At 45.1% G+C, this 12,302-nt stretch carries 8 protein-coding genes; all 8 read left to right on the forward strand.

Features of this window, described 5'->3' with window-relative positions; translation table 11 throughout:
* Positions 1-16 precede the first annotated feature (16 nt).
* The 8 genes from prfB to JEQ21_RS03375 all read left to right on the forward strand — a co-directional run bounded on the left by prfB (position 17) and on the right by JEQ21_RS03375 (position 11,726).
* Positions 17-1,112, forward strand: a protein-coding gene (prfB, locus tag JEQ21_RS03340; RefSeq protein WP_199363951.1) for a peptide chain release factor 2 whose coding sequence is annotated in 2 segments (ribosomal slippage) — positions 17-88 and positions 90-1,112 — 1,095 coding nt in all. Because the reading frame shifts where the segments join, the coding sequence is not laid out codon by codon here.
* 114 nt (positions 1,113-1,226) lie between these two features.
* Positions 1,227-3,677, forward strand: coding sequence for a helicase C-terminal domain-containing protein (locus JEQ21_RS03345; RefSeq protein WP_199363952.1), 2,451 nt, complete (start codon positions 1,227-1,229; stop codon positions 3,675-3,677).
* Between the two features lie 5 nt (positions 3,678-3,682).
* Complete coding sequence (locus JEQ21_RS03350; protein WP_199363953.1) at positions 3,683-4,915, forward strand: FtsW/RodA/SpoVE family cell cycle protein; 1,233 nt, start codon at positions 3,683-3,685, stop codon at positions 4,913-4,915.
* Between the two features lie 11 nt (positions 4,916-4,926).
* Complete coding sequence (locus tag JEQ21_RS03355; RefSeq protein WP_199363954.1) at positions 4,927-5,481, forward strand: DJ-1 family glyoxalase III; 555 nt, start codon at positions 4,927-4,929, stop codon at positions 5,479-5,481.
* Between the two features lie 76 nt (positions 5,482-5,557).
* Complete coding sequence (locus JEQ21_RS03360; RefSeq protein ID WP_196091977.1) at positions 5,558-6,139, forward strand: HAD-IA family hydrolase; 582 nt, start codon at positions 5,558-5,560, stop codon at positions 6,137-6,139.
* Positions 6,132-8,081: a DNA topoisomerase (ATP-hydrolyzing) subunit B gene (gene gyrB / locus JEQ21_RS03365; RefSeq protein ID WP_196091978.1), complete on the forward strand. Its 1,950-nt coding sequence runs from the start codon at positions 6,132-6,134 to the stop codon at positions 8,079-8,081. Before JEQ21_RS03360 ends, gyrB begins: the two co-directional genes overlap by 8 nt.
* Positions 8,082-8,169: 88 nt before the next feature.
* Entirely contained in the window at positions 8,170-9,897 is a 1,728-nt protein-coding gene (gene ezrA / locus JEQ21_RS03370) for a septation ring formation regulator EzrA (RefSeq protein WP_199363955.1), read from the forward strand.
* Positions 9,898-9,953: 56 nt separating this feature from the next.
* Entirely contained in the window at positions 9,954-11,726 is a 1,773-nt protein-coding gene (locus tag JEQ21_RS03375; RefSeq protein WP_199363956.1) for a glycerophosphoryl diester phosphodiesterase membrane domain-containing protein, read from the forward strand.
* Positions 11,727-12,302: the final 576 nt, after the last annotated feature.

The following is a 12,302-nucleotide window of genomic DNA, read 5'->3' on the forward strand; positions in this document are numbered from 1 at the left end:
TAGAGGAGGATGCACAATGGACAATGCAGAAATTCGGCAGCGTTTGGCTGCCAACCGTGAAAAAATAACATCTTTTAGGGGGTCTCTTTGACTTAGAGGCTTTAGAGGAAGAGATTGCGCAATTGGAGCACCAGATGACTCATCCTGATTTCTGGAATGACAATCAGGCGGCGCAGAAGGTGTCTCAAGAATTGAATGAGCGTAAACAAACCTATGAAAATTTCCATCAGATGGAAGAGTTGGCGGACGAGTCCGAATTGCTCTTTGAATGGTTGAGCGAGGATGAGAGTCTTCAGGAAGAGTTGCTAGAGAAAATGGCAGATTTAGAGCAACGGATGACGCAATATGAGATGACCTTGCTTCTGTCCGAGCCTTATGACCATAACAATGCCATTCTGGAAATCCATCCCGGTTCGGGTGGAACAGAGGCCCAGGATTGGGGAGATATGCTGCTGCGGATGTACACCCGTTTTGGCAACGCCAATGGATTTAAGGTTGAGACCTTGGATTACCAAGCTGGGGATGAGGCTGGCATCAAGAGTGTGACCCTGTCCTTTGAAGGCCCAAATGCCTATGGCTTGCTCAAGTCTGAAATGGGCGTTCACCGCCTTGTTCGGATTTCGCCCTTTGATTCTGCCAAACGCCGCCATACCTCCTTTACATCCGTAGAGGTCATGCCAGAGTTGGACGACACCATCGAGATTGAAATTCGTGATGATGAAATTAAAATGGACACCTTCCGTTCTGGAGGGGCCGGTGGACAAAACGTCAACAAAGTATCGACCGGGGTTCGGTTAACCCACATCCCAACTGGGATTGTAACCCAGTCCACCGTAGACCGGACCCAGTACGGGAACCGAGACCGAGCAATGAAGCTCCTCCAAGCCAAACTCTATCAACTGGAGCAGGAGAAAAAGGCAGCTGAAGTCGATGCCCTAAAAGGAGATAAAAAAGAAATAACCTGGGGTAGCCAGATCCGCTCCTATGTATTCACTCCATATACCATGGTGAAAGACCACCGTACCGGTTACGAAGTAGCCCAGGTGGATAAGGTTATGGATGGGGACTTGAATGGCTTCATGGATGCCTATCTCAAGTGGAGGATCCAATAATTCTATAACTCTGAGGAAGATTTGTCGGGACATCGTAAAAGCTCCGACAAACCTTCCTTTTTTTGGATAGGATGATGGTCTTTCATGTGATATAATTTAGACACTATGAAAAGGATGAATCAGAAGTATGCCATCGTGGATATTGAAGCCACCAATCCGGGTAATCAGGCCAAGATTATTCAGGTGGGGATTGTCCTCTTAGAGAATGGTGAAATTGTACAGAGTTATCAAACGGATGTGAACCCACAGGAGGTTTTGGATCAGCATATCATTGAGTTGACGGGGATTACAGACCAACAATTAGCACAGGCACCGCTTTTTAGTCAGGTGGCTGGGGTGATTTATGATTTATTGGAAGATGCTGTTTTCGTAGCCCATAATGTGACCTTCGATGCCAATCTATTGGCTGAGGCCTTGTTTTGGGAAGGGTATGAGTTGCGGACTCCGCGCGTGGATACGGTAGAATTGGCTCAAGTTTGTTTTCCGCGCTTCCAACATTACTCTCTGGGGAGTTTGTGTCAGGAACTGGAGATTCCTTTAGAGAATGCCCACACTGCTTTGGCGGATGCCCAGGCAACGGCAGAGTTACTCTTGGTTTTGATGGAGCGAATTCAGGGGCTTCCCAAAGGTTTGGTGGAGCAACTGTGGAAAAAATCAGATGCCTTGCTCTATGAAACTGGTCTGATTTTCCAAGATTGTCTGGGACAGATGGAGGAAACCTCTGATTCTGCCATCCTGCTGGAGCATGGGCTGTATGTAAGGAAGCCTGTGCGGTCTGCCAGGGGTGAGGTGTCACTGGGAGATTGGCAGGAGAATTTCCGGCGAATTGGTTTAGAAGCTCGTCCAGCTCAAGCATCCTTGGCCAACTACATTCATGAGACCAAGGGACAAAAGGGTGTTTCTGTCCTCCAAGCAGAGGTAGGCAGTGGGAAAACGTGGGCTTATCTTTTGAGTTTGCTTCAAGATTTGAATCAAGGTCGGCGCTTGCTGGTATCCGTTCCAACGAAGATCCTTATGCAGCAACTGCTGGAGCAGGAGGGTGAACTTCTGTCCCAAACATTTGGTCTGAAATTGCTTGGGGTGAAGAGTCCTCGGAATTTCCTGAGTTTAGATGCCCTCCATGCTTATTTGAAAAAAGCAGATTGGACCAAACGCTCTATTGGTCGTTTTCTGATGCAGCTCTTGGTTTGGTTGGCTGAGACTGAGACCGGTGATTTGGATGAGATTGGTCAAGCTTATCGCTTGGAACATATTCTAAAAGACCTGCGTCACCAAGGACAACTTGGGGAACGGAGCCTGTTTCCGACCTTGGATTTTTGGCGTCGCTTGGAAGGACAAATGGGGGACTGCCCTATTTTGGTGACCAACCATGCCTTTTTACCCAGTTTGCTGGAGTCTTATCCGGCCTTGTTTTCAGATACTTATTTAGTGCTTGATGAAGCGCAGTCCCTTTTGCGCGGCTTGGAAGAAGCCAATACTCTTAAAATCCCCTATTTGGAATTGGCGCAAAAACTACAAGATGTCGTGGCTACTGAAAAAGAGCCTAAGCGCATGAAATTCTTACAGGAACTGCAAGTTGAGTTGGAGGTTTGGAAGGCACGGCAAGCTGGGAAAAACTATCTGGAGTTGGAGCAGGGGAGTTTGGCAAACATTCAAGGTCTTCTCCGCCGTCTTGGTCTGGAGCGGCTTCCGGATAGTTTCCGCTTTTTCTTTGAAGAAGGGGTGGATTTCTATTTGCGGGGTCGAAAAAATCAGGAGGAGCTTGTTGCAGTTGGCGGGGACTACTTTCAGTTGGGACAAGGCATCGAAGTTTGCCGGCATACCTATCTTATCTCGGCAAGTTTGGACCAGTCTCTTGCCAGAAGCTTGCTCCGCTTAGCTGGAGTTGAAGAGGTGGATGTTGCTTCTTTCCCTGGTCCTAAGTTGGGAAGGCAGCTTGTTTTGACGAGTTCGGAGTTCCCAGATGTTAGCTTGATGAATTTTTCGGCCTATGCCAATTTTGTAGGGGCTTGGATTGAAAACCTGTACCCGATGGGACATCCGATGATGGTGGTGTTTTCTTCTCGCGAGTTACTAAATCGAGTTTCAGAAACACTGTCAGTTCCTTGTTTGACCCAGGTAGAAGGGCAAGATAACCAAGTCTTGCGGAAGCGTTTTGAACGAGGGGATCATCAAGTCTTGTTGGCTTTGGGCTCGTTTTGGGAAGGCGTGGACTTGAAAAAACTAAATCAAGTGATTCAAGTGATTGTTCGTCTTCCTTTTGCCAATCCTAAAAATATTCTGGTGGATAAGTTGTCTCAGTCTCTTGCGGCGGAGGGGCTCAAGCCTTTTGATGATTTTATTCTTCCATTAGCAGGTCAACGGCTCCAACAGATTATGGGGCGTATCAGACGGCGAGAGAATCAGCTGTCGGCAGTTCTCATTTTAGATGGTCGTCTGGCACGAAAAGCCTATGGTAAGGACCTGCAGGAGGAGCTTCGTAAAGCTGGAGAATTGTTGATTCGCCCGCAAGATTTAATTCCTTATGAGATTGCGAATTTTTTTGAACGATATGAAGAAAGTTGAGGTCCATGTTTAGAGAACCATTAAAAATAGATGCCCGTATTGACTACGGGATTTTACTCTATGTTTTTTCCTTATTAGCGATTGGTTTGGCAGCTCTCTATGTGGCTCTCAGTCATGATTATCCAGAGGTGGCTTGGACCATGTTGCTGCAGCAGGGAGCATGGATTTTACTGGGCTTGGTGGTTGGTTTCATTACAATGTTTTTCTCCCAGTCCTTTCTCTGGAAAATGACGCCTATCCTTTATGCCTTAGGGCTTGGCTTGATGGTATTACCCTTGATTTATTACAATCCTGATTTGGTGGCTTCAACGGGAGCCAAAAACTGGGTGTCTATCAATGGTGTAACGCTTTTTCAGCCATCAGAATTTATGAAAATCCCCTACATTCTGATGTTAGCTCAAATCACGGATTGGCTGCATAAACGTCAGCTTGGGGAAGAGCGTACTCTTTGGTTTGATGTGAAAATCATTGGGGCTTTGACCCTTGCCACGCTTCCAGTTCTGGTTCTCTTAGGGCTGCAACATGACCTGGGGACGGCGATGGTTTATTTGGCCATTTTCTCTGGAATGGTGTTGATTGCCAATGTTTCTTGGAAAATCATTTTACCGGTAGTTATTTTCTTTACAGTTTTGGCGGGTGGATTTGTGGCTCTCCTATCGCAGGAGGATGGGCGGGCTTTTCTCCATCAGTTAGGGATGCCGACCTACCAGATTAATCGGATTTTAGCTTGGTTAAACCCCTTTGACTTTGCTCAAACAACGACCTTCCAGCAAGCTCAAGGTCAGATTGCCATTGGGAGCGGGGGCTTAACGGGTCAGGGCTACAATGTTTCCAATCTGCAGATTCCTGTTCGTGAGAGTGATATGATTTTCACTGTGATTGCGGAGGATTTTGGATTGATAGGTGGTTTGGTCTTGCTCTTGCTGTATTTCCTGCTGATTGGGCGTATGGTTCGGATTACCATTCGTTCACGTAGCCCTTTTTACACCTATATCTCAACCGGCTATATCCTCATGCTTCTCTTTCATATTTTTGAAAACATCGGAGCTGTGACCGGGATTTTACCACTGACCGGAATCCCCCTTCCCTTCATTTCTCAAGGGGGATCCTCCATCATTTCGAATTTGATTGGGATTGGACTTATTTTATCCATCGCCTATCAGAATCATTTGCGGGATGAAGAAGAAGGCCGTGTCCGGCCAAAAAGAAGAAAGGTTGTCTTACGACAAACCCTATAAAGGAGACGAATATGAAAAAAATCGCTGTACTCTTTGCGGACGGGTTCGAGGAAATCGAAGCCCTAACAGTAGTCGATGTTCTACGTCGGGCAGAATTCGACTGCCAGATGGTTGGGCTCCAAACCCAAATGACAGGTTCCCATGGCATTACTGTGCAGATGGATCAGGTCTGGAGTCCTGGACTGCCCCTCTTTGACTTGGTTGTTTTACCGGGCGGCATGCCGGGAGCCAAGAATCTTCGAGATCATGACGAGCTAATGGCTTGGGTGGCTCAAACAGAAGCTCAAGGAAATTTGGTTGCGGCGATCTGTGCAGCCCCCATTGCTTTGGAAAGAGCTGGACTGCTGGAGGATAGAAACTATACCAGTTATGATGGATTCGACCAAGAGATCCAAGCGGGTCACTACCAGAAAGAAACGGTTGTTCAGGATGGGCGCGTGATTACCAGTCGTGGTCCAGCCTCAGCCTTGGCTTTCTCCTATGCCTTGGTGGATGCTTTAGGAGGCGATAGTCAGGACTTACGCAAGGCCATGCTCTACACCGATTTGTTTGAAGAAAAAATGTGATCTGACCAGCCCTAGAATCCCATTCTAGGGCTTTTTTAGGCTGGCTGACTCCTCTAAATTATGGTATAATTAAGGAATGAAATTTGAGAGTTTTATTTGGGATCTAGGAGGGACTTTGTTAGACAATTATGTCTCCTCCAGCCAAGCTTTTTTACGAACCCTTGAACATGAAGGACGTACTGCTGCGCTAGAAGAAATTTATGCCAGTTTAAAGGAAGCCACAGATGTGGCGATTTTGCGCTATGCGGCTGGTATTCCTGACTTTCGGCGTAAGTACCGCTTGGAAGAAGCCAAAGAACTTGCCCAGCCTGTTTTATTTCCAGGAATCCCCCAATTATTGGAGGAACTCCAGGCAGTTGGGGCTCAACATTTTTTAGTCTCGCATCGAGACAAACAAGTGATAGAAATTTTAAAAGCAACAGGTATTTTGACCTATTTCACCGAAATTGTCACATCTGATCAGGGCTTTGCACGGAAGCCGAGTCCAGAGGCTTTTCTCTATTTGAAAGACAAGTATCATCTGGAGAACACCTTGGTCATTGGAGACCGCCCGATGGATATGATTGCAGGTCAAAATGCGGGGATGGCAACCTATCTTTTTGATAGTGCCCCTCAGTTAGCCGAGTTTATAAAAAGAGTGGAGGAGTCAGATGGTTGACGCCAAAGATAAAAAGAAAAATGCTCAGGAGTATGATGCCAGCCAGATTCAAGTCCTAGAAGGGTTGGAAGCGGTGCGGATGAGGCCCGGAATGTACATTGGGTCTACATCCAAGGAAGGTTTGCATCATCTGGTCTGGGAGATTGTTGATAATTCCATCGACGAAGCCTTGGCGGGCTTTGCAAAACATGTGCAAGTCATCATCGAACCAGATGATTCCATTACAGTGATTGATGACGGTCGGGGAATTCCTGTCGATATCCAAGAAAAAACGGGTCGCCCTGCGGTTGAGACTGTTTTCACGGTTCTCCACGCTGGAGGAAAATTCGGCGGCGGTGGTTACAAGGTTTCCGGAGGTCTCCACGGTGTTGGTTCTTCTGTTGTAAACGCCTTGTCTACTCAGCTAGATGTGAAGGTTTATAAGAATGGACAAGTCTACTATCAGGAATACCAGCGTGGAGCTGTCGTAGCGGACTTGAAAGTGATTGACCAAACCGATCGAACTGGAACAACGGTCCATTTTACTCCAGACCCAGAAATTTTTACTGAAACAACTGTTTATGATTTTGACAAACTCAATAAACGGATCCAAGAATTGGCTTTCTTGAATCGTGGCTTGGCCATCTCTCTGGAAGATAAGCGGGAAGGGATGGAGCAACGGAAGGACTACCATTACGATGGTGGGATTGCCTCTTATGTGGAATACATTAATGAGAATAAGGACCTTCTATTCGCTGATCCGATTTATACCGAAGGGGAGCTAGACGGAATCACGGTTGAGGTAGCCATGCAGTACACGGGTGGTTTCCATTCAACCCTTATGAGTTTTGCCAATAATATTCACACGCATGAAGGTGGAACCCACGAACAGGGCTTTCGGACAGCTTTGACACGGGTAATTAATGACTACGCCAAAAAGAATAAAATTCTAAAGGAAAAAGATGAGAATCTGACAGGTGATGATGTGCGAGAAGGTTTGACAGCTGTTATCTCGGTCAAACACCCGAATCCGCAATTTGAAGGTCAAACCAAGACTAAGTTGGGGAATAGTGAGGTGGTGAAGATCACCAATCGCCTCTTCTCAGACGCCTTTACGACCTTCCTCTTGGAAAATCCGCAGATTGCCAAGCGGATTGTCGAGAAGGGAATTCTCGCTTCCAAAGCTCGGATTGCGGCCAAGCGGGCGCGTGAAGTAACCCGTAAAAAATCTGGTTTGGAAATCTCCAACCTGCCAGGGAAGTTGGCAGACTGTTCCTCCAATGATCCGGCTCAAACAGAACTCTTTATCGTGGAGGGAGACTCCGCGGGTGGTTCTGCCAAATCCGGTCGGAATCGGGAGTTTCAAGCCATCTTACCGATTCGTGGGAAGATCCTCAATGTTGAGAAGGCTAGTATGGATAAGATTCTGGCTAATGAAGAAATTCGTTCGCTCTTTACGGCCATGGGAACTGGTTTTGCGGATGATTTTGATGTAGCCAAGGCTCGTTACCACAAGTTGGTGATTATGACCGATGCCGATGTCGATGGTGCCCACATTCGGACCTTGCTCTTGACCTTGATTTACCGCTATATGCGTCCGGTCCTAGAGGCAGGTTATGTCTATATTGCGCAACCGCCAATTTATGGAGTTAAAGTCGGTAGTGAAATCAAGGAATATATTCAACCTGGCCCCAACCAGGAGCAAGAATTGCAAGCAGCTCTAGAACGCTACAGTTCGGGTCGTTCCAAACCAACCGTTCAACGCTACAAGGGGCTTGGGGAAATGGATGACCACCAATTGTGGGAGACAACCATGAACCCAGATCATCGTTTAATGGCGCGTGTTTCTGTTGATGACGCGGCTGAGGCAGACCGGGTCTTTGATATGCTGATGGGGGACCGGGTTGAGCCTAGACGAGAGTTCATTGAAGCCAATGCGGTATATTCAACCTTGGACATCTAAAGATTTTTATGATTTCTAGGATTTTCAAGGCAAACTGTGGTATAATCAAGTTTGTTTGTTTACAAGTATTAAATGTAAGGAGTATGGGATGTCTAGTGGGTTGATTATACTGGTCATTGTAATCGTTGTATTATTAATTGTGGCCTATATTGTGGCCATTTTGCTGCGGAAGAGGAATGACACTCTTCTGGCAAAATTAGAAGAAAGAAAAACCGAGCTCTTTAATTTACCAGTCAACGAGGATATGGAACGTGTCAAGAATATGCATTTGATTGGTCAGAGTCAGGTGAATTTCCGGGAATGGCATCAAAAGTGGATGGATATTTCCCTGAATTCCTTTGCAGCAATTGAGACAGATTTGTTCGAGGCCGAGGCTTACAACAATTCTTTCCGTTTTATTAAGACTAACCAAACCATCGGAAGTGTGGAGAGTCAATTAAATTTGGTCTCCGAAGACGTGCAAGCCATTCGTCAGGCGGTTTTGGAATTGGAGCAACAAGAGGCTGAAAATAGTGGGCGCGTGCTCCATGCCTTGGATTTATTTGAGAAGTTGCAAGAAAATATTGACAAGAATGAGAGTCATTATGGACAAGCGCTTCCAGAAATTCGCACACAGATGGAGCAGATTGAGGCAGAGTTTAGCCGCTTTGTGAAACTCAATTCATCTGGTGACCCTGTAGAAGCTGCAGAAGTCTTGGATAAGACTGAGAATTATATCATCGCTCTCACACAAATTGTGGATGGGGTACCAGCCTTGGTTGAGCAGTTGGAAAAAGATTTGCCGGACCACTTGGATGATTTAGAAACGGGCTACCGGAAACTTCTGGAAGAAGATTATCATTTTGAAGAAACAGATATTGAGGCTCGATTCCAGCAATTGCATTCTCGCTTGCAAAAGAATGGCAGCAACCTCAAAGCTCTGGAATTGGACAACACCAAATTTGAAAATGAGCTGATTCAAGAAGAAATCGAAGGATTATACGCAATCTTTACCAAAGAAATGGATGCGAAGAAAGAGGTCGACAAGTTGGTCCACAGCTTGCCGAATTACCTTCGTCATACACAAACCAATAACCAGAATCTCTTGGATGAGGCGGAGCGTTTGTCTGTCAATTATATTGTGAAGGAATCTGGTATTCGTCAAATGCACGAATTACAAGGTGAGTTGATCGCCTTGGAAAAATTGGTGATGAGTCGTGTAGACGAGAGTCAGCAAGCAGATGAAATTCCCTTCTCTCAAGTATTGGAAGAATTGGAAGATAGCCGCGAACGTTTGGAAAAAATTGAAGATGTGCAAATGGAATTGGGCGATAGCTTGGCTCAAATCGAAAAAGATGACAGTGCTGCTCGTCAAAAAGTCAGCATTGCTGTTAACAAGTTGCATACGATCAAGCGATACATGGAGAAACGCAAGTTACCAGGTATTCCGCAATCCTTCCTAAGTCTCTTCTTCACGGCAAGCCACAATGCCGAAGACCTTCTCAATGAGTTGGATCAAGAGCGCGTGGATGTCGAATCTGTGAATCGCCTCTTGGAGATTCTCAATCAAGATATGGCTGAATTGGAAGCAGAAACCTATACCATTGTAGGGAATGCGACATTGACCGAACAACTCTTGCAATATTCCAACCGGTACCGGTCCTTTGATGACACTATTCAGACAGCCTTCCAAGATGCCCTCTCTATCTTTGAAGAAGAGTTTGATTACCAGGCTTCCTTCCAACGCATTTCTGAAGCTTTGGAAACTGTTGAACCTGGTGTGACGGATCGTTTTGTGAAATCTTACGAAAAAACACGTGAGAAAATCTTATTTTAATAACTAACAATGGGGCTGGAGCCAAGTGTTCCAGCCTTTTTCTTAAGGGAGATAGCATGAAAAAAATCTTTCGGGATGTGGGCCAGGTTCTTCGGGACCTGGGCTCGGATCTTTGGACTTATTTTATTCGGATCGGAATCTTGCAGATTCTGATTGGTCTTGTTGGAACCTATTTATTGGAATTTTCTTTCCGGTTTATCCTCTTTTCGGCAGATCAAGAAAGTTTGCGACTGGATAACCTTTCGAGCATCCTACTGAATCCAGTTAGTCTTTTGGCTCTCATCTTTTTCCTAGTGATGACTGCTAGCTTGATCTTTTTCGAGATGACAGCCTTGTCACTCATGGTTTACGGTGCCTATCAACAGCAGCATTTTTCTTGGCGTGTCATTTTACGTAGTACCTGGACTAGCATGCGGAAGCAGTCTTGGTTGGACCTACCCGTCTTTGTTCTTTATTTGATATCCCTCGTTCCGGTAGCTAATTTAGGTTTTGGTCCGTCATTAACCAGTAAACTCTATATTCCAGCTTTTATCACAGGAGAATTGACCAAGTCGACTTGGGGTAATTTTTTACTACCAGTTCTTTTTCTAGGGTTTGCTTATGTTAACCTACGCCTTATTTTTACTCTCCCTCTAATCTCCTTGGAGCAAGTCAGCATTCGACGAGCTATTCAAGAATCTTGGTCGATGACGAAGACAGGCAAATTGCGCCTTCTGGGAGCCTGGTCCTTGGTTGAGCTTGCCATTGGTTTTATCGTCGCTCTTATTGTACTAGCCACCGTTTTGGCTTCGGTTCTGATGGATCCCTCGGGGCAATCGCTATTTATACAAAGTTTTTTCCTCACCATTATCGAGTGGAGCCTTCATTTCTTTACATTTTTAACAAAGATATCCTTGATAATCTTCCTTTTATGGGAAATTACGGATCAAAATCGGGTCGCACCGACTTTGCAAGCTCATACTGGGCAGGCCACTAGTCGAAAGCTTTTGCTCTATATCGGAGTTGTTCTAGTCTTTCTAGTCTTTATGGCAGCCAGTGGCCTGCAATTAGTCAGCCAGGTTTTGAATAAGGATCAATTAACCATTGCCCATCGAGGTTTTATCAAAAAAGCCGTTGAAAATTCCCTAGAGGGAATAATGGCTTCTAAGGAAGCCGGTGCAGATCTGGTTGAAATGGATGTTTTGATGACCAAGGACCAGAAATTAGTGGTGATGCATGACTATAATCTGAAACGCCTAGCGGGACTTGATAAACAAGTTGCGGACATGACCTATGATGAGCTGGTTGGACTTCCCTTGGAACAGGATGGGCATAAGGCTAAACTTCCATCTTTTGAGGAATTTGTTCAAGTTGCTAAAGAAAATCAGATCAAACTCTTGGTGGAATTAAAACCGCATGGTTCGGAACCGGACAATTATGTAGACCTTGTTTTAGCAGAGCTCAATCGTCTTGATCCGGAACATACCTATCCTGTGATGTCCTTGAAACACGAAGTCATGCGTGAGCTGGAAGATAGGGAACCACAAATTCAAACGGGCTATGTGATTCCCTTTAATTTTGGTGATTTGCAGATTGATCAGGTTGATTTCTTAGCTGTTGAGGAATTCTCTTATTCCGCTCAATTGGTTGAGGAAGCCAAAGAAGCTAAGAAGCCACTCTATATTTGGACCATCAATGAAGACATGGATATGATTCGTTACCTTCAAACACCATTGGATGGTATGATTACAGATTTCCCTGACAAGGTGCAAGCCTATAAAGGTGAGCTCTCACATGAAACCAGTTACTGGGATCGTTTTATGCGCATTGTGGAAGATATTCGGATTTAGCTTGTTGGTAAAGGATGGCGAAACTCCTATCTTTTAAAAAAGATGAGGGTAGGGGCAAGAGTTATCTTCAAGGCTGAAGTCTTATTGGAAGTTGTGCGAGATGGCGAATGAAATTTATGTCCTAAATATTGAGCGAAGATACGGGACTCATCTGCAGATACAACACGAAATACTCATTACACTTCAAAATCTGAATGTGTTAATCCTCTTCACCGAATCCCTAGTTCTGTCTTCATCGGATTGATGGCAAGCGATGCTTGCTTCATTACCTATAAATTTTAATCCAATTCCTGGATTAAAATTCGTTTCAGATTTCGAACTGTTTCGAGTATAAAGTGATAAACTCAGGGATCACCATCGTTTACGAAAGAAAAAACAGCCTGTGGTATAATCCCGAGTTTATCACTTTAAAAAAGACAAAAGATAGCTAACCCCTTGGGGGACAAGGAGTTTGGCTATCTTTTTTAATTATTTTCGTGTTGTATATGAACCTCTAGCATAATTTCTTAATTCCTCGAACTTCACAACTCCCTTTGTCCAGTCAATTCCAAGAAGCTTATTTAACTCCTGCATATC

Origin of the sequence: Streptococcus sp. 121 (assembly GCF_016458205.1) — a bacterium.
Taxonomy (GTDB): domain Bacteria; phylum Bacillota; class Bacilli; order Lactobacillales; family Streptococcaceae; genus Streptococcus.